The sequence below is a fragment of the Streptomyces sp. NPDC059895 genome, assembly GCF_042731035.1.
Taxonomy (GTDB): Bacteria; Actinomycetota; Actinomycetes; order Streptomycetales; family Streptomycetaceae; genus Streptomyces.
In genome coordinates this window covers 1-17677 of record NZ_JBHWKO010000080.1, presented here as the reverse complement: position 1 = coordinate 17677, position 17677 = coordinate 1, and the positions used below count along the sequence as shown (strand labels likewise).

Annotated in this window: 18 protein-coding genes and 3 pseudogenes; 4 read left to right on the top strand and 17 right to left on the bottom strand. The window is 70.1% G+C overall.

Annotated elements, in window-relative coordinates:
• Nucleotides 1–4: 4 nt before the first annotated feature.
• Nucleotides 5–442 carry a GFA family protein gene (locus ACFV9M_RS40210; protein WP_385078208.1) on the bottom strand — a complete coding sequence of 146 codons (438 nt, stop codon included), beginning with the start codon at nucleotides 440–442 and terminating at the stop codon, nucleotides 5–7.
• Between the two features lie 184 nt (nucleotides 443–626).
• Between ACFV9M_RS40210 and galE the strand changes: the two genes are divergently transcribed.
• Entirely contained in the window at nucleotides 627–1622 is a 996-nt protein-coding gene (gene galE, locus ACFV9M_RS40205; protein ID WP_385078205.1) for a UDP-glucose 4-epimerase GalE, read from the top strand.
• Between the two features lie 16 nt (nucleotides 1623–1638).
• Here galE and ACFV9M_RS40200 read toward each other — a convergent pair whose 3' ends face one another.
• From ACFV9M_RS40200 to ACFV9M_RS40175, 6 genes are read right to left on the bottom strand one after another with little or no spacing between them, the layout of a single operon-like run.
• Nucleotides 1639–2478: a hypothetical protein gene (locus ACFV9M_RS40200; protein ID WP_385078202.1), complete on the bottom strand. Its 840-nt coding sequence runs from the start codon at nucleotides 2476–2478 to the stop codon at nucleotides 1639–1641.
• Nucleotides 2453–3220, bottom strand: coding sequence for a sugar phosphate nucleotidyltransferase (locus ACFV9M_RS40195; protein ID WP_385078198.1), 768 nt, complete (start codon nucleotides 3218–3220; stop codon nucleotides 2453–2455). The genes ACFV9M_RS40200 and ACFV9M_RS40195 overlap by 26 nt, the downstream gene beginning before the upstream one ends.
• A gap of 13 nt (nucleotides 3221–3233) precedes the next feature.
• Nucleotides 3234–4286, bottom strand: coding sequence for a DUF2332 domain-containing protein (locus ACFV9M_RS40190; RefSeq protein WP_385078195.1), 1053 nt, complete (start codon nucleotides 4284–4286; stop codon nucleotides 3234–3236).
• Between the two features lie 12 nt (nucleotides 4287–4298).
• On the bottom strand, nucleotides 4299–4964 hold the full coding sequence (locus tag ACFV9M_RS40185; protein WP_385078193.1) for an RraA family protein: 666 nt from the start codon (nucleotides 4962–4964) through the stop codon (nucleotides 4299–4301).
• 16 nt (nucleotides 4965–4980) lie between these two features.
• Entirely contained in the window at nucleotides 4981–6192 is a 1212-nt protein-coding gene (locus ACFV9M_RS40180; RefSeq protein ID WP_385078191.1) for an SIS domain-containing protein, read from the bottom strand.
• 21 nt (nucleotides 6193–6213) lie between these two features.
• Complete coding sequence (locus ACFV9M_RS40175) at nucleotides 6214–7107, bottom strand: dTDP-4-dehydrorhamnose reductase family protein (RefSeq protein WP_385078188.1); 894 nt, start codon at nucleotides 7105–7107, stop codon at nucleotides 6214–6216.
• Between the two features lie 220 nt (nucleotides 7108–7327).
• On the opposite strand from ACFV9M_RS40175, the gene ACFV9M_RS40170 reads away from it, so the two are divergent.
• Nucleotides 7328–8641 carry an XRE family transcriptional regulator gene (locus ACFV9M_RS40170; RefSeq protein WP_385078185.1) on the top strand — a complete coding sequence of 438 codons (1314 nt, stop codon included), beginning with the start codon at nucleotides 7328–7330 and terminating at the stop codon, nucleotides 8639–8641.
• A gap of 23 nt (nucleotides 8642–8664) precedes the next feature.
• Here the strand turns inward: ACFV9M_RS40170 and ACFV9M_RS40165 are convergent.
• The 7 genes and pseudogenes from ACFV9M_RS40165 to ACFV9M_RS40135 all read right to left on the bottom strand — a co-directional run.
• A pseudogene (locus ACFV9M_RS40165) lies at nucleotides 8665–9504 on the bottom strand (alpha-hydroxy acid oxidase); the annotation flags it as partial.
• 2 nt (nucleotides 9505–9506) lie between these two features.
• The gene (locus ACFV9M_RS40160) at nucleotides 9507–10856 is read right to left on the bottom strand and encodes an MFS transporter (RefSeq protein ID WP_385078182.1); all 1350 of its coding nucleotides are present in this window, start codon (nucleotides 10854–10856) and stop codon (nucleotides 9507–9509) included.
• Entirely contained in the window at nucleotides 10856–11722 is an 867-nt protein-coding gene (locus tag ACFV9M_RS40155; RefSeq protein ID WP_385078180.1) for an inositol monophosphatase family protein, read from the bottom strand. Before ACFV9M_RS40155 ends, ACFV9M_RS40160 begins: the two co-directional genes overlap by 1 nt.
• Complete coding sequence (locus ACFV9M_RS40150) at nucleotides 11719–12207, bottom strand: NUDIX hydrolase (protein ID WP_385078177.1); 489 nt, start codon at nucleotides 12205–12207, stop codon at nucleotides 11719–11721. The genes ACFV9M_RS40155 and ACFV9M_RS40150 overlap by 4 nt, the downstream gene beginning before the upstream one ends.
• Before the next feature lie 96 nt (nucleotides 12208–12303).
• Entirely contained in the window at nucleotides 12304–13452 is a 1149-nt protein-coding gene (locus ACFV9M_RS40145; protein WP_385078175.1) for a DegT/DnrJ/EryC1/StrS family aminotransferase, read from the bottom strand.
• 11 nt (nucleotides 13453–13463) lie between these two features.
• On the bottom strand, nucleotides 13464–13769 hold the full coding sequence (locus ACFV9M_RS40140; RefSeq protein ID WP_385078172.1) for a hypothetical protein: 306 nt from the start codon (nucleotides 13767–13769) through the stop codon (nucleotides 13464–13466).
• Entirely contained in the window at nucleotides 13732–14472 is a 741-nt protein-coding gene (locus ACFV9M_RS40135) for an NAD-dependent epimerase/dehydratase family protein (protein WP_385078170.1), read from the bottom strand. The genes ACFV9M_RS40140 and ACFV9M_RS40135 overlap by 38 nt, the downstream gene beginning before the upstream one ends.
• A 214-nt stretch (nucleotides 14473–14686) precedes the next feature.
• Between ACFV9M_RS40135 and ACFV9M_RS40130 the strand changes: the two genes are divergently transcribed.
• A complete protein-coding gene (locus tag ACFV9M_RS40130) occupies nucleotides 14687–14977 on the top strand; it encodes a hypothetical protein (protein ID WP_385078168.1) in 291 nt (96 codons plus the stop codon).
• Between the two features lie 237 nt (nucleotides 14978–15214).
• Here the strand turns inward: ACFV9M_RS40130 and ACFV9M_RS40125 are convergent, their stop codons facing one another.
• The gene (locus ACFV9M_RS40125) at nucleotides 15215–15919 is read right to left on the bottom strand and encodes a hypothetical protein (protein WP_385078166.1); all 705 of its coding nucleotides are present in this window, start codon (nucleotides 15917–15919) and stop codon (nucleotides 15215–15217) included.
• Between the two features lie 482 nt (nucleotides 15920–16401).
• On the opposite strand from ACFV9M_RS40125, the gene ACFV9M_RS40120 reads away from it, so the two are divergent.
• Nucleotides 16402–16896 carry a hypothetical protein gene (locus ACFV9M_RS40120; protein WP_385078165.1) on the top strand — a complete coding sequence of 165 codons (495 nt, stop codon included), beginning with the start codon at nucleotides 16402–16404 and terminating at the stop codon, nucleotides 16894–16896.
• Nucleotides 16897–17163: 267 nt separating this feature from the next.
• Here ACFV9M_RS40120 and ACFV9M_RS40115 read toward each other — a convergent pair.
• Together ACFV9M_RS40115 and ACFV9M_RS40110 are read right to left on the bottom strand one after the other, a co-directional pair.
• A pseudogene (locus tag ACFV9M_RS40115) lies at nucleotides 17164–17385 on the bottom strand (ATP-binding protein); the annotation flags it as partial.
• A pseudogene (locus ACFV9M_RS40110) lies at nucleotides 17343–17677 on the bottom strand (hypothetical protein); the annotation flags it as partial. The pseudogenes ACFV9M_RS40110 and ACFV9M_RS40115, both read right to left, overlap by 43 nt.

Genomic DNA, 17677 nt, shown 5'->3' with positions numbered 1-17677 from the left:
AGGATCATGCGAGGGCCGTCCGCCTGTCCGGCGAATCCCCAGGTGAGTGACGGTGTGCGAGCCGTTGTTCGAGGTCAGAGGTTAAATAACAAGCTGAGCTGCTGGTGTCGTCGAGGGCGGTGACGTTGATGCCGATCTCTGGGATGTCGCTGTCGATCGCTGCGACGCGGCTACCACAGGTCGGGCAGAAGCCGCGCTTCGCCTCGCCTTCGAAGGTCTCGTGCCAGGTCGGCTCGCTCTCACCAGTCCAGGTGACTGTCTCGAATCCCACCCACCACATCACCGGGGTGCCGCCGAGCTTTTGACAGTGGCGGCAGGCACAGGTGTGGGGGAAGACGGCCGGGCCTCGGGTGGTGAAACGGATGCGGCCGCACAGGCAGCCGCCGGTACGCTCCCCGGCTGTTTCGGCTCCGTGGGCGTCGGCGGCGGGGGTGACGTTCATCAGGTGATCTCCCAGGCGTGATAGGCAAGTTAGGCAGATCAGTGTGCCACCGCTGCCGTGATCGCCATGACGCTGTTGGCGGCTCTGGCGTGGCCCGGTGAGGCCGCCCCTCCCCGCCAGGATTCTTCGCTAGCCTTGCTGCCGGTCGCCTACTGGGCTGGAACGAGGCTGGGAGAGAAACATCGTGGTGAAGGTCCTTATCGCAGGGGGAGCCGGCTACATCGGCAGCACGGTCGCCTCGGCCTGCCTGGACGCGGGCATCAACCCCGTGATCCTCGACAACCTCGTTCGGGGCCGCCGCGAGTTCACCAAGGGCCGCACGTTCTACGAAGGCGACATCGCGGACGGCGCACTGGTCGACCGGATCTTCGTGGAGCACCCGGACATCTCCGCCGTGGTGCACTGCGCGGCGCTAATCGTGGTGCCGGAGTCCGTCGCGGACCCGATCGGCTACTACGAGGCGAACGTGGCCAAGAGCCTGGCCTTCGTCCGCCACCTGCACCGCAACAGCTGCGACCGCATCATCTTCAGCAGCTCGGCCTCCATCTACCAGGCCGAGGACGGTTCGCCCGTCAACGAGGACTCGCCGCTGGCGCCGCAGAGCCCGTATGCACGGACCAAGGCCGTGTGCGAGGAGATGTTCGCCGACATCGCCGTGGCGGGGCCGCGCGTGTTGTCGCTGCGGTACTTCAACCCCGTCGGGGCCGACCTGAAGCTGCGTACCGGGCTCCAGCTCAAGCGGCCCAGCCACGCCCTGGGCGTACTCATCCAGGCGCACCAGGAAGGCCTTCCGTTCCCGATCACCGGGACGAACTACCCGACGCGCGACGGCTCGGGCATTCGGGACTACGTGCACGTCTGGGATCTCGCCGCAGCCCACATCGCGGCAATCGAGCGCTTCGACTCCATCCTCACGGGATCGAAGCGCTCGATCGCGATCAACCTGGGCACCGGCTCCGGCACCACGGTCCGGGAGCTGTGCGCCGCCTTCAACAACGTCGTCAGCACGCCCCTGGCCACCATCGACGCCGACCCGCGGCCGGGCGACGTCGCCGGTGGCTACACCAAGAGCGACCGGGCGGCCGAGCTGCTGGGGTGGACGCCGAAGCTGTCCCTGGAGGACGGCATCCGCTCCGCCCTGGACTGGATCCCGGTGCGCGACGAGCTGCTGAAGGACTGATCCGCCCTTCCCGCCTTCACTCCTCCCGGGCGTATGTGTCCGGGAGGAAGCCGGCTTCGAGGGCAAGCAGGTGTTGCAGGGCGGGAGCGAGCCACGCGGTGTCCCACCGGTGGTCCGCCGGGGCATCCCGGTAGGCGTCGTGGGGGATGCCGAGCGCTTCGAGGAGCCGGCGGCCGGCCCTCCAGTCGGCTTCCAGGGTGCCGATGCCCCCGAGCGCGATACGGCGGGTCCCTTGGAGGGCCGCCGCTTGGCGGCGGAGGTTCTGTCGTACGTCGTACTCGTCGAGCCGTGAGGGGCTGCCGGCGACGTCCACGAGCTGCGGGTGGGGTGGCCGGTCGCTGAGCAGTGAGGCGTCCCAGACGCTGGCGACGGCGAAGAGGCCGGGGTGCCGGGTCAACAGGTTGAGGGCGGCGAAGCCACCCTTGCTGAATCCCAGCAGGTGTACCGGAGGCCGGGCCTGGCCTCCGAGCAGGGCCAAGACCGTCGGTACGACCACGCGGACGAGGTGGTCCTCCTGCTGGCAGTCGGCCCGGGTGGCGTGGTTGACCAGCCAGGGTGACTCGCTGAACGTCGGTGCGGCGAAGACGGTCCCGTCGCGCAGGTGAGCTGGGAGCCGTCCGATCTCAGCGAGGCTGTGGCCGTACTTGCGCCCGTCGCTCTTCTCGACGGGCAGTGCGAGCACAACCCTGCGCACCCGCTGCTCGGGCCAGATCACGGTGACCTGCGTTCCGGGCCTCTGGAACGGGCTATCCAAGAGGACCAGCCGGGTGCCCGCGGTCAGGGTGTCGGCGTCGTAGACGTGCGCCTGGCTGTGCGGGAGTGCGGGGCGTTCATGGGCGGAGGGCGGTGACGGCATCGTGGTAGGTCTCCCAGTTGTCGCAGTTGAACCGGAGGTCGTCCGGCCGGAGCGGCAGCGCCGTGAGGTGGTTGCCGGTGCTGACCCAATGCCGGATGGCGTCGATGAGGTAGAGCTCGCCGCCCGGGCGGGGCGGGCACGCGTGCAGGGTCTCGAAGACGAACGGCCCGAGCACCCAGCGGGCGGCGCAGGCGTGCACCCACTGGGCACCGGCGTGGTCCAGGAGGTCCCTGTCGAAGGCAACCGCGGCCGGCCCGGGCCCGGGCGCGTCGGCTGTGCCCAGGAGGGTCTCGTGCGCGGGGATGCTGTCCGCGGGGAAGATGCGGGTCAGGACGGAGCAGTCCGCCGTGCCGGCGACGAGCCGTTGGAGCGGTGTCTTGCTGCAGGCGGCGCCGCGGATCAGGTTGTCCCCGAACGCGAGGACGAACGGCTGGCCTTGGGTCCATGTCTCGGCGGCGAGGACGGGGGCGCCGGGGCCGGCGCCGTCGTCCTGGACCCGGTAGGAGAAGTCCATGCCGTACGCGGCGCCGCTGCCGAAGTAGGCCGGGATCTGCGGCTTGCGAGAGGAGATCACGAACAGGACGTCGGTGATCCCGGCCGTGCGCAGCTCGTGGACGAGGTGTTCCAGGATCGGCCGTCCTCCGGCGGGCAGCATCTCCTTGGGAAGGATGCGGGTGATCGGGTCCATCTTGGTCCCGGCCCCGCCGGCGGCCACGACCGCCCTGGTGATCGTGCGCGACATGACGTCCCTCCCGTCAGGCGCCCGGCTTGGCCAGCCAGTCGAGCCAGGTGCCGTAGACGTCGCAGTGGGCCACGATGTCCGAGCGGCTCACGCCGCCGTCGTGGCTGGCCATGATCATGCGGGGGGTGTCGTGGCCGAAGTGGCCGATGGAGATTTCGTGCAGCGGGCGGCGCTGGCTCAGCTCGGCGAGGGTGTTGACGAGGCGTTCCCGGCCGCCCGGCGAGCCGAAGATCTGGTAGATCGACCACGAGAAGACGAGGACCAGGTGCTGGTCGGCGGGTGCCTCGGCGATGACGTCGGTGAGGTGGTCCTGGGCGGTGCCGGCCAGGATCGTCGGCGGAGTGCGGGCGGCCAGCGCCAGGGCGGAGTTCAGGGTGCGCATCCGGCCGGTCTGTTCGGGCCAGGTGAGGCTGACCAGCCACTCGGTGGCCACGGGGTCGGTGACGTCCACCGGACTCGGTTCGATCCCGACCGGAGGTGCGAACCGCGCCGGATCCAGAGTCAGGGGCGGCGTCCCGCCCCTGACCTCGCAGTGCAGGACTGTGTCCGGGTCGCTGTCCGGCAGGGTGAGCCGGTGCCCGTCGTAGTCGTAGGTGTAGCGGTCCCAGAGCAGGGCCAGCCCGGCGCTGGCGCCCACGTCCACGATTCTGATCGGCCGGCCGTCGTCGAGCTGCTGTTGGAGCGCGGCGAAGGCGGGCAGCAGGACGGTACAGCGGTTGACCTCGTTGGTCTGGACGGCCCGGGTCGAGATGATCTGCCGGATAGCTTCGGCGTGGCGGCTGCAGAAGTCCGTCAGCAGGTCGGCGGCTCGGTCGTCGGTCAGGTCCTCGCGGCCGGTGAAGTAGGGGGCGAGCGCGTGCTTCACGCCGCGGCGGAGGATGTGGTGGACGGCCCCGAGCAGCATGTTCGGGGCGGGCTGTCCCTGCTGGGTGAGGGCCGCGAGGTCGAGCAGCTCGGGGGTGCGGGCGATGGCGCGGGACAGGGTGGCGTACAGCGGGGACGGACCCGTGGCCTGCTGGTCGGCGAACCGCCGGAAGGTCTCGGCGAGCTGGGTGTGGTCGCTCATCGTGTGGTCTCCTCAGATGATCTTGTATCCGGCGTTGGCGAGCTGCTGCACGGCGCCCAGGCTCTGGCCCCGGCGGGCCCACCACTTCTCCTCCTCGGCGGCCTGGGACGCCTGCGCCGTGGCGATGACGGCCGCGACCTGGTCGCGGGGGACGATCACCGTGCCGTCCTCGTCGCCGACCACGACGTCCCCGGGGGTGATGCGGACGCCGTCGATGTCCACGGGGACGTTGACCGCGCCGTCCTCCCGGCCTGCGGGGTAGTCGAAGTTCAGTGGGGTGGTGCCGCGGGAGACCGTGGGGAAGGCGATGCGGCGCAGCTCGGCGAGGTCGCGGACCATGCCGTCGACCAGGACCCCGGCGATGCCCCGGGTCTGCATGTGCGCGGCGGTCACGCCCCCGAAGCACGAGCGTTCCTTGCCTCCGCCGGCCGCGACCACGACGACGTCGCCGGGCTGCGCCAGGTCGATCGCCGCGCGGCGCACGGTCACGTCCGGGCCCAGCGCGGTGACGGCGCTGCCGCACAGGACCAGGCCGGGGGTCTGCAGGCGCAGGCAGTGGGAGAGGGCGCCGGTCTTGCCGAGGGCGTCCACGACCTGGGCGACCGGGATCCGCGACAGGACGGCGATCTCGCTGCGGTCGGGGCGGACGATGTCGGTGTGGATCTCGCGTACGGACATGGTCGGTGCCTTTCGGTCAGAGGGACGGGGTGTCGGAGAGTTCGCGGAGCGGCGCCAAGTCCTGCGCCATGAGGTCGCTGGTCGACAGCACGCCGGCCTGGTGTGCGGCGAGGGCGGCGCGGGTGGTTCGGCACAGCAGATGGGCGACCGACTGCACCAGGGCCGCGAGGATGAAGTCGTCGACGCGCGGTAGTCGGAAGCCACGCGCCCCGGCCCCGGAGCGGCTGGGGCCGTCCCGGTGCAGGAGGAACGGCCGGGTGCCTGCCGCGGTGGCGGCGGTGACGGCCTCGCGGGTCGTCCTGCCAGCCGAGTCGTAGGCCAGGAGGAAGACCACGTCCCCGGGGCTGGCGCTGCTGAGCTGGTGGCGGACGCCGTGGGCGGGGTCGGGGTGGTCGTTGAGGATCGCGCTCATGTCGGCCAGCGACGGATCGCAGACGACGAGCGGGGGCTGTACCCCGTCGACGCCGAGCGGTGCGTCCCAGCGCAGGTTGTGCGCGAAGTGCTCGCCGACGAGGGCGAGGGGCCCGCCGTCCGGGCACAGCACGTAGATCCGGCGCCGGTTGCGGATCGCGTCCCGGGCGGCCTCGGTCGCCTCCCGCAGGAAGGCCCCCAGCACTTCGGTGTCCACCGCGGCCAGGGCGTGCAGGTGCCCCTCCGCTCGGGCCGGCAGCGGCTCCGTGCCGGGGCCGAGCGCGGTGGCGGCGGCCAGGGTCAGCGCGGTCAGCATGGCGTCCTCGCTGATCTGCTGGTCCGTGGTTCCGGTCGCCCAGACCATGCCGGCGGCCGGCTCCATCTGGGTGCCGTCGCCGCCCACCAGCGCCAGCACCGGCACGCGGTGTTCGGCGCAGAGCCGGACGGCCTCACGGATGTTCGCCGACCGGCCGCTGACGCTGGCGACGACGACCAGGTCCACCCGGCCGATGCCCCTGGCGAGCGACCGCGCGAAGGCCGTCCGGTACTCCTCCCGCTGCGCGGTGTAAGCCAAGGTCGCCGGGCTCATCATCGCGTCGTTCACCGGCACCCCGGCCTGCGCGTGGAGCTGGAGGAGAGCCGAGCGGACGATCGCCGAGGAGCCGCCGTTGCCGAAGGCGCGGATCTCGCCGCCGTCGGCGGTGGCCTTGGCCAGCAGGCCGATGGCCTCGGTGCCGCGAGGGAGCATGCGGCGGACGGCGTCGCCCACCTCCGTCACGTACGCGTGGGCGAAGTCCTCGTACACAAGGGTGGTCACGGTGGGTCCTTCCTTCGTCCCTCAAGCGGGCCCGGAGGCGGTGAGCCAGGGCTCGACCACGGGCGGGAATTCGATGTCGAACAGGCGGCGGGCCGGGCCCAGGTCCGCGGGCAGGTCCTGGCAGTCGAGGCGGCAGTCGACCGGCCGGTCCCCCGACGCCGCGTCCGCCCCGCCGGCGCGGACGTGATCGGCGGGCAGGTGGAACCTGCGCGCGATCAGCAGCGCCATCCGGTACTTGGTCAGGCCCTGCTCGGCGCTCCAGTGGGCAACCGAGCCCAGGCGCTGCCCTTGCAGGAGGGCATCGGCGAGCCGGCGGCACACCTCGGCGGCCTCGTCCGCGTGCGTGGGGTAGCGGACACACACGTCGTCCAGCTCCACCGGGGCCCCGGAGGCGACTTGGCAGGCGATCTCGGTCAGGTTCGTCTCGGCGGCGAACCGCACGGGCCCGTACAGCACGGGCAGCCGCAGGATCGCCGCGTCCGGGCAGGCCGCGCGCACGGCGTGCTCGGCCAGCAGCTTCCACCGGCCGTAGGCGTTCAACGGGTTCGGAAGGCTGTCGGGCCGGTAGGGCGGCGCCGTCCCGTCGAAGACATAGTCGCTGGAAAGGTGCACCAGATGGGCCCCGCACCGGCGAGCGCCCTCGGCGATCAGCCGGGCCGCATCCACGTTTGCCGCGCGGGCCCGGCCTGGTGAACCGGCCCACACCGCGGGACGGCGCTCGCCCACGCAGTTCACGACGACGTCCGGCCGCACCCGGTCGAGCAGGCGCGCGATGGCGTCGGCCGACGTCGCATCGACCGCGACCAGAGTGCCGGCGGTCCGGCTGAAGGCGGTGCCCGTCACGGTCATGTCGCCGAAGGCCCGCACCACGGAGCGGCCCAGGAGCCCGGACGCACCGAAGATCACTGCTCGCATCCCTCACCTCCACGGTCTGGCGAGGTGAGACAGACAAGCGGAGGCGCAGGCGTGATCGGCAGAGGTCGCCGCGGTGTACCCGGCGCACACACCAAGTCGGTGTACGGGCACCGGCGTTGCGGCCTGGTGTACGTACACCAGGCCCCATTCGTCCCGTCTTCTGGCAGTCCCCTGAGCGGTGGTACCTTCCGGCCAGGACCCCGCCGGACTTGGAGTGCCCATGGAGCCACCAGCGGTTGACGCCCCGCCGGCCAATGTGCTCGGCGCCCTGTTACAGCAGCTGGGGATGCGGCCGGAGCAGCTCATCGCCCGCATCAACGAGCGGCGGGCCCGTCGCGGCTGTTCCCCCCTCAGCCCGAAGGCCGCCTATCCCTGGCTGCGCGAGAACCCCTCGCTGCCGCAGCCCGACAACCAGGCGGACGCCCTGGCCGTCCTCACCGCCAGGGCTGGACGGTGCATCACCGCGGCCGACGTCGGATGGGATCTGCCTCGCCCCCGGACCCGTCACCGTCACCTCGACGCACCCGGCGACGCCCCCCTGGAGGCCCTGCTCCAGGAGATCAGCCAAGGAGACCTGATGGACCGCCGCAACCTGCTCATGCTCACCGGAGCCGCAGCCACCGCCCCCGCCCTCGCGCTGCTGCTCGGCCCAGAAGCAGAAGCCTCCGCCGCCCCATCCGGCCAGCTGAACGAACGGCTCGTCGGGTCGATCGAAAGGGCCGTTCGCGACCTGAGGGAGATCGACGACTCCACCGGCAGCGCCAGCGGCGACCTCACCTGGGGCATCGGCATCTGGCAAAGCGCATCCTGGGTCGTGGCCCAGGCCCGCGGCCAAGGGCCCCTCACCGACCGGCTCCACACCGCCTACATCGAACTGAGCGAGCAGGTCGGCTGGATGTGCTTCGACGCCCGCCAGCACCCGCAGGCACAACGCATCTACCACACCGGCATGCGCCTGGCCCGCGAGGCTGACACGTCGCTGACCACCCGCCACGCGACCGCCAACCTGGTCGCCTCCACCGCGTACCAGGCCGCATGGCTGGGCCACCACAACGACGCCGCCGCACTCCTCGACATCGCCGCCCGCACGCCAGAGCTCCCGTCCGCCGCCGCCGCGGTCATCGCCGACCGGCGTATCTACGCCGCGGGACGGCGGCACGACCCCGACGCGATCCTCCGGTTCCGCGACGAAGCTCTGGACCACCTCGGCTCTGCAGACGAGCGCACACCGTGGTGGGCGACCTGGCTCACGAAGGGCTCCGTGGACGCCGCCACCGGCCGGGCCTATCTCGCCTGCGACCAGCCGACGCGGGCCGTCCCCTTCCTGCGCAGCCGCGTCGAGGCGACCGCCTCCGACTACCCGCGCGACCACCTCTACGCAGTCCTCGACCTGGCCGACACCGTCCACCAGTGCGGCGACGGCGACCAGGCACGCGAACTCCTCGACCAGGCCGAAGGGCTCATCGGCACCGTCAGCTCCCAGCGCATGGTTCTCCGGTTCGAATCCCTGTCGTCGGCCGTCACCGCCGCGTGAAAGCCGGATTCGGCACCCAGTACGTCTGTGCCCGTGGTGATGCCTCCGTCGACGAGGACGGGGACGTGAGCGCCGACGGCACGTGCGACTTCCGGCAGCGCGTGAGCAGTGGGCAGTGCTCTGTCCAGTTGCCGTCCGCCGTGGTTGGACACAATGACTGCGTCCGCGCCGGCAGCGACGCAGGCCATTGCGTCATCTGCACGCAGGACACCTTTGACCACGAGGGGAAGGCCTGACAGCGCGCGGAGGTCGCTGATCGCCTGCAGGGTGAGTCCGGGGCTCTGCGCGAAGCGGCTGTCGCGCCGGGAGGGATCGAGCCGCGATCCGGCGCCGGGCAGGTCAAGAGGGCCGATGCTGCGGGTTTTGGGCGCGACGTAAGGGGCGTCGACGGTAAGGACGATGGCACGGGCTCCCGCCGTGACCGCGTCCTCGACGTGCCGCTTCGTCTCGTCCTGGTCCCGGAGCCAGTAGATCTGTGCCCACCAGGGTCCTGCATGCTCGGCAACACGGCGAACAGGCGTTGTGCTGCGGGAGGAGACGACCATCAAGGATTCGGCGGCGGCTGCCCCTTGGGCGGTGGCGGCCTCAGCGTCGTGATGGGCCAGGGCGTGGAACGCGGTGGGCGCAACAGCCACCGGCGATGCCAGATCGCTTCCGAGCAGGCGGGTAATGGTGCGGACGGCACTGACGTCCCTGAGGACTCGCGGGCGCAGGCGCCACGATCGCCATGCTGCCGCAGCTTCGTTCAAGGTTATCTCTTCACCAGCCCCGGTCGCGTAGAAGCTGAGGGCTCCAGGGGCGAGGCGGTCTGCGGCGTGCTGCTCGAGCAGGGGCCCGGCATCCGGTAGCGGGGTCGGCGGCATCGTCACTCCTCCGCAGGCACGCGGTCAGGATGCGTCTTCAGGGGGGTGGAGGCCAGCCAGCTCCGACCGTTCTCCCAGTACCCCTGCACCTCTTCCAGCGAGCGGTTCTTGGTCTCCGGGGCGAGGAAGAACACGAACAGCCATGCTGCGATGGTGATGGCAAGCAGGAGCAGGTAGGTGATGGTGCCGCCGGCTGCAGTGAGTAGACCGAGGAAGAACTGGGCGATGAGGAGGTTGGTCGTCAGGTTGGTCAGCAGCATCGCGGAGGCACCAACACTGCGGAGACGAGGGGGAAATCCCTCTGCCGCGAAGATCCATACGAGGGATCCGAAACCCGCGTTGAAGCCGATGGTGAACACGGTCAGGCCGACGAACCCAGTCGCTTCGGGCAGCGCATCGGCGAAGACGGCGACCATCAGGGCGTGGCCTGCGGCCATGAGGGCTGTGCCGGTCAGAAGGGCTGGCCGGCGCCCGACTCGGTCGATGGCCATGGCACAGGTGAAGGCGGCGGCGCCGCCTGCCAGTTGCACGGTGCCCGGGAGGATGAGCAGGCCGAAGCTGTCAGTGTACCCCATGTGCTCGAAGATGCGCGGGCTGAAGTACTCCATGGCGTTGACTCCGGTGGCCTGGACGAAGAAGCCGAGGACGATCACGAAGAAGGTCAGGGTCCGGTAGCGGACGCTGATCATGGTTTTCAAGGTTCGGGTTGCGGACTGTGATCCGGCCGCTGCACCGTCACGAGACCCAGGGGGAACGGTCTGCTGCGCTTCCTTCCAGCGGGCGGGCTCGGGGAGGGGAAGCAGGGTCAGCGCAGCCAGTACGGCGATCAGTCCGGGGATGATGAGCATGATCCGCCAATGGCCTCCGCCGCCAAGGAGATAGCCGCCGAAGTAGCCGCCAGCGGCGCCGAAGGCGGTGGCCACCTGGTAGAGGACGGCGATGCGTCCTCGGGCCTGTGTGGTGGCGCTCTCGGCGATGAAGATGGGTGCCACGACGATGGAGATGCCGATGGCGGTGCCCTGGACGAAGCGTGCGCCGTCGAGCCAGATCAGCGTCTGGGAGGTGGCCGCAGTCAGTGCGGCCCCGGTGTAGAGCAGGGCCAGGCCGATGAGCGTGACGCGCCGTCCGAGGCCGTTGGCCAGGCGCCCGCCGAGTACCGCACCGGCGATCATGCCGAAAGCCGCTGCGGCGAAGAGCGTGCCCTGTTGTGCCGTACCCAAGTTGAAATGGCTGGTGACCTGTAGCAGGGCGCCAGCCATCGCTGTTCCGTCGTAGCCGTAGGTCAGGCCCATGGCCAGGGCAAAGACAGCGAGCTTGTTGTTGAGGGAAGCCACAGGTGAGGAGACGGGCATCAGAGCTCCTCCCCTCCTGATGGCGCCAACATAACGCTGACGGAAGAGGTGTCCGACAGAGCCTGGGCGGCTGCGGACATCACCGCGGGGTGCACCAGAGGCGAGGCCAGACACACCTCGAAGTCACGGTGGGCCTGGTCCAGAGGGTGAGTGAGATCGAGGGGGTGGCCTTCGAGGTCGGTGGCCACGCCTCCGACCTCGTTGATCAGGCAGGTTGCGGCGGCGATGTCCCAGATCCGGCACTTGCGGTGGCTGTAGGAGCCGTAGATGCCGCGGGCTACCTGGCAGGCGTCGAAGACGCTGTTGCTCATGCGTACGCCCTGCACCCGTGCGGTGAGTGCGGCGACCAGGCGGGCTTCTGTGGCCAGTTCGCGCCCCGAACCCTTGTCCAGGCCGTGGGCGACCAACGAGCGGTGTGCGGGAGTCCTTCCCAGGGAAGCGAGGGCACGGCCGTTGAGATGGGCGCCATGCCCCCGGACCGCGAGGTAGGTCTCGTCGAAAGCGGGGAGCGCAATGCCTCCGGCCACGGGGCCGCGTGCGTCGATGGCCGCAACGATGACTCCGTACAGAGGACTGCCGGCCGCGTAGTTGCTCGTCCCGTCCAGCGGGTCGATGATCCAGGTCACTGGAGTGTTTCCGTGGTGTGGTCCGGTCTCTTCGTCCAGGATGCTGTCCTCGGGGAAGCTCTCCCGGATGCGTGTGATGAGCTGCTGGCCGATGGCCAGATCTGCCGGAGTGACGACCTGGTTCGGATCGTCGGCCTTGACCTCGGCGCCGACGGCGCTGGTGTCCGCCATGCGTCGAGCGATGGTTGCGGCCTCGCGTAGGCAGTTGGCCAAGAAGGAGCGGTAGTCGTGGGGGGTCACCGGGGTCCGCCTCCGGTTTGGCGCCTCCCTGCGAGGAGGCGCGCGTAGTCCGCCAGGATCGGCTGCTCGGGGCTGATCAGGGTGTCGGGGATTTCGTCCGCGGCGAAGAAGCGCCACTGCGTGTTCTCCGTGGTGTCCAGGGACATCACTGCGTCTTTGGGAAGGCGGGTCAGGTAGGCGGCGGTGACGTTGTAGATCTCGTCGCCGTTGGGGTAGCGGTAGTAGTAGGAGGCACCCGAGTACAGACCGAGCAGTTCCAGTGAGCCGACGGTCAGACCGGTCTCCTCCTTCGCCTCGCGTCGGCCGGTGTCTTCGAAGGATTCGCCGGGCTCCATAATCCCGCCGGGCAGGCCCCACCCACCGGTGTCGGCCCTGGCCAGCAGCAGCACTCTGTCCCGGGGATCGGTGATCAGGACGGAAGTCCCGGGGAGGATCAGCGGCCGTGTGCCCACGGCCTGGCGGAGTTCCGACACGTAGTCGTTCATGGTCCTCATCTCTCGTGTCTCATCGATCGCTCTGCAGCGTGACCGTGCCGGTGCGGGGCGGGACCTCCTCAAGTCCCGCCCCGCGCCGGCACGTGATCAGCTGGCGGAGTGCAGCTCCGTGACCAGAGCGCAGATCTCGTCGACCAGTTCGGCGGGCATGTGCGAGTACAGCGGCAGAGTGATCATGGTGCTGGCGAGCTGCTCGGTCACTGTCAAGCTGCTCTGGCGGTGCAGGTGCTGGTAGGCGGTCTGCTGGTGCAGGGCCGGGTCGAAGTACGAGCGGGTGGTGACATTCTCCTGACGAAGCCTCTCTGCGAGTTCATCGCGCGTCATGCCGAACTCCTGCGCCGTCACGCGGATGCCCAGGTCCTTGTAGGAGCTCGCGGCGCCGGGGGCGAGGGACTGGAACTGCAGGCCGGGAAGCTTCTCCAGGGCAGTGCGGTAGCGCTCGGCCAAGGTGCGGCGGACTTCGATCCAGTGGGGGAAACGCTTGATCGCGGACAGCCCGAGGAGGGCGGAGAGTTCGTTCATCCGCCCGTTCAGGCCGATGAAGCGGCTGTCGTAGTCTCCGGGGTTGCCGTATTCCCGGGCGACGCTGAGGCGGGCGGCGAGGTCAGCGTCATTGGTGGTGATCAGCCCGCCCTCGGCGGTGCTGAGGGTCTTGGTGGGGCTGAGACTGAAGACCTCTGCCGTGCCCTTGGTACCGACCATGCTGCCATCGGGATACCGACTGCCGAACCCGTGAGCTGCGTCGATAATGAGCGGAATTCCGGCGGCCGTGCACAGCTGCTCCAGTTCGTCGATGTCGCACGGCGCGCCGAAGGTGTGCATGGCCATGACTCCAGCCGAGCCGTCGGCCAGCTCCGCCACCGATGCGGGGTCGATGGTCCACGTGTCGGGGTGGGAATCGGCCAACCGGATGCCGTTGCCGTTCCAGTCAGCGGCGTGCCCGGTGGCCATGAAGGTGAAGCTGGGCAGGATGATGTCGCCCCGCAGGTCCAGGCAGCGCAGCACCATCATGAGGCCGGTGGTGCAGTTACTGACGGCCACGACGTGTTCGACGCCCAGGAGGGCGGCGACCGCGTTCTCAAACTCCTTGACGTGGCGGTGATTAGTGAGCATGCCCGACTCCAGCACTTCCCTGAACTGCTGGAACAGCTCGTCGTCGAGTTCCACGGTCGGGCGGACCAGCGGAACCGTCTTGGCGAAGCGAGGCGAGCTGGCTTGCTGCTGAGGCAACGTCATGAAGGGCTCCTTCACAGGGCACGGGAGGCGGGTTGACCGGGCGCTTTCGACGAAGCGGTGACGGCCTGTGCCTGCTGAGCACGGGCCGTGAGGACGTTGCTGTAGACGGCGTCGGTGAAGTCCGCGTACCCGCCGCGACGCATGGCGTCCCGGATCGCGCGGACGGAGTCGCGGACAGAGTGTTCCGGCGCGAAGCCCAGCTCGCTTCCTACCAGGTTGAAATTGACCTTGTAGTTGCGCGGATCGGTCTGATCCTGGTGCGTCTCCACCCGGACGCCCTCAACCTCGCTGGCGATCAGCTGCCCGATGTCGGCCATCCTGTAGTTCTCCTGGCCAGAGCCACAGTTGTATACGTGTGAGCCGGGGCGGTAACCGACGGCCAAGGCACGGCGGACCGCCTGCCCGACATCCTCGATGGTCGCCCCCGTGCACGTTGACGACGCCACGGGTCACGGCGTGGGCGGTCATGATGTTGATGGCGAGGTCGAAGCGCATCCGCGGTGACAACCCGTGCACGGTGGCGAAGCGCAGCAGGGTGCGCGACATCCCCTCGTGCGGCAGGGAGAGCAAGTAGTGCTCAGCCATGATCTTCGACTCCGCGTACACCGACTGCGGGGCCAGCGGCGACCAGATATCGACCTCCTCCTCCGAGGCTGCCCCGTAGTTGCTGCAGGTCGAGGCGAAGACGAGGGATTTCACTCCCGCGCGCTGGCTCGCCTCGGCTACTCGGATGGTGCCCAGGTAGTTGACCGCCCAGGCCTCGTCCTCGTCGACCCCGCACGCGGGATCCCCCACGATCGCCGCCAGGTGGACAACGCTGTCGACGCCGGCCAAGACGCCTTCCCACTCGCCGGGCTCACGTACATCGCCCTCAACATAGGTGACTCCCGGCAGGTCGACTTCGGGACCGGCCGTGATGCCGCTGTCGACCACGACGACCCTCGATCCGGCCGCCAGTAGTTGCCGGGTCAGAACCGACCCGACGTAGCCACGTCCTCCGGTCACAAGAACCTTGCTCACATTCGTTCCCTTCGCTGCACAGCGCTCGACAGAAACGCTGAATGGCTCGCTTCGGGCATACGAGATTCGTCACAGGCAAACCAATACGGGCAAGGCCCGGCTCGCCGAAGGCATCCGACCGGCCCTCGAAGCCCTCACCGCGGACCCCGCCATCCGCAACGCCCCCACCGCCGCGGCCTCGGGCGTCCAAGTGTTCGCCGACGCCCTTGCCGTCATGTCCCGGACGGCCATCCAGGAAGCACACCGCAACGGCACCAACCCACCCAACTGGACCACAACCACCCGCAGCACCACCCCCTACACCCCCTACACCCGCCCCGCCAACGACCACGCCACCGTCGTCTCCCGCCCCACCGGCGACCAACGCACGGGCCTCATCAGCCACACCGACGACGACGGCACCACCCTCCACCAGGTCAAGAGCCACCCGCCACGGCCCAGCCCGCCCCCAGCCCTGCCAGCCGCCCCCGGACCATCACCCGCACCCGCCACCCACGCCACCTGACCACCCCGACCACCAGCAGGCCGGCCCTCAAGAGGGGGCCGACCTTCGACAGAGGCGCGCCGCGCCGGGAACGCGGCGCACCGGCCACACCGCGGGAAACCTCCGCCTCCGCCAGAAGGCTGTCGGCCCCGGAACGGGTCACGGCGGGCGGGGCGGGCCCGGCCAGGGAAGGCGCGGCCGGTACGAACGCGGAGACTGCCCCGAGCCGGGCACGGCGCGGGGCAGCTCCCGGGCGCGTCAGGCAGCCAGACGGACCGCGAGGTCGGCGGCGGTACGCGCGAAGCGGACCGCCTCCTCCAGCGTGAACATGCAGTCCGCGTCCGTCGCTTCGTCCTCGTCGGGGATCCGGACGGCCTCCCGCAACGTGCGCAGCGCCGCCGCCGCGACCACCGCGACCGGACCGGTCGTGGTGTAGATCCGTTCCCACATCCTCGGCTCGGCGAGCCACCCGCCCGCCCGCACCCCGTAGATCGCCGGATTGCAGATGTGGTTGGCGTGTCCGACGAGCCTGTCCAGGACATCCACGGCCGCGCGCAGCAACTCCGCGGTCACCGACTCCTCTTCCTCGGCGGCCATCTCCAGTACCTCGTAGACGACCTGGACCAGCGGCGCGTCGTGCACCCGGACCTCGCCTGCAGCGTGCTCGTCCAGCGCGGTGCCCAGGCGTGCGCGGGCGGCCGAGGCGGCGGGCATCCGCAACAGGGCCTGCTTCAGCCCGCTGTCCTTCAGCGCCCAGGCCAGCGCCTCGTCCACCAGACGGGCCGCCTTCTCCCCCTCGGCGCCCAGGTCGGCGCGCAGCCGGGCGGGCTCGGCGTGAACGGGCTCCCGGTACGCGCCGTGTGGGCCGGACTTCGCACGCAGCAGCTCGGTGTACTTCCCCGTGCCCGCGGCCTTCTGCACGGCGCGGGCACGCTGGCCGGCACGGGACTGATTACGTGGCATCACGTCTACTCTCCGGGCACCCCGCGCCTGCCCGCAGTCGTACGGGTAGGTGTCGCGGGCCCGGGTGGGGAGCTTGGCCGTCAGAGCTGCCCCGACGCGGGCGGGGACACAGCATCAGCGGTCGGCGGTGCGCGTCCAGCCGCCCGGCATCCTAGCCGAAACCACCCACACAGCACCGCCAACAACCGCCCGCCTGCGCCCGGCCGATCCTCACCGCCGGGCCGGAGATGGAGATCAAATACAACCGGCCCGCGTGCAGACCACCGCCGAGAGCCTCGTCCAGGACCCGCACCAACGTCGACACCGGCGCGCGCACCCAACAAGGACGAGGCCGCCTCGGCGAGACTGCCGAGCTCCGGCCGCTCCCCGCCGTCATCACCCGGCGAACGCTGGGCCGGGCGCGCCCCCGCGCGCTCCCGGATGCATTAGCGCGCTGACAGCGTGACATTGTCAGCAGGATGCTGTGCGGGAAGTCTGGGGACGTGACGAACACCGACAAGCCTCTGCACTTGATCCGGCCGGTCCCGTACGTGATGGATGAGGACCAGGCCCAGCTGCTCGCCCGGCTCGCCGAGGGCTACGCCGACGACCTCCCGCAGATCCGCCAACGCACTCCGCTCGCGTCGATCACCGCACTCCTGTACGCGGTCCACGCTCACCAGGCTCAGCGCGTGTTCGCCTGCGATCCGCGCTGGAGGGAGACCGCGGGCATCACCGAGGTGCCCGAAGACCGAGCGGACGACGTGGCCGCCGCGCTCGCCCTGCTCCAGGTCGCCCGCGACGACTTGGAGTGCCTGGAGGGTGCCCTGCTGCTGGCCGCTCGCACGGCCAGCACTCGCACAGGCAGGCCGCTGCTGACGTTCCGGCAGATCGCCGCCGCGCTCGGTGTGGAGTCCGAGCAGGCCGCGCAGGGCCGCTACCGGCGGAAGGTCGGCACGCCGAATCCAACGTCGTCGGGCGTCGACGGCACCCCGTAGCAGCGGCGGTCAGGCGCCCGCCTCGCACACATCCCGTGGGGAAGGAGCTCCCCCAGCTGTTCGAGGACTGGGAGAGCGAGACCATGCACACCCACGGCTGCCCGCGTCCAGGAAGCCGAGGTTCCCTTCAGTCCCCCGCCCCGCCCGGCCTCACACCGCGCGGACGAGGTTGAACACGATGTCGGAGAAGCCATCGGGCCCGCGGCCATCAGCGTGGAGCCGTGCCATCGTTGCCGTACGCCAGCGGGCCCCGGCCGAGGTACGCCGACGGCAGCCGGCCATGGCGGCCTCGGTGCCGAGCGCGATGAGCAGGTGCGACTTGCCGGTGCCGGAGTCGCCGATCAGGCAGAGCGGCAGGCCCTTCTTGACCCATTCGCAGGTCGCGTCCCGCAGCAGCCCCAACGCCCGTACGCCCGCCTCCCCCTGTGCTGTCAGTGCGCGTGCTGCTACCTGACTTCGACGGCGTATGAGGCGCCGGGGAACTCCCATCCGTCGGTGCCTTCGCCGATGTCCTCGACGATGACGTCGTCGATGAAGTGGTCCTCGAACTCGTCGTCGGTGAGCTCGCCGGCGAGCCAGAGTTCCTCGATCTGGTCCCAGTTGCCCCGGCTGCCGTCGATCCGCAGGGGGTTGGCGTCCGGGGTGCCGCGCGTACGTACGTCGTCCCCGGTTTTGACGACGCCGCTGACTCTGTTGCTGAATTCGTCAGCGGGCGAGTTGGTGGCTGAGGCGCTCGAGTCGGCTGGTGCGAGGCTTGCGTAGTGGGTCGGTGGTCCACCAG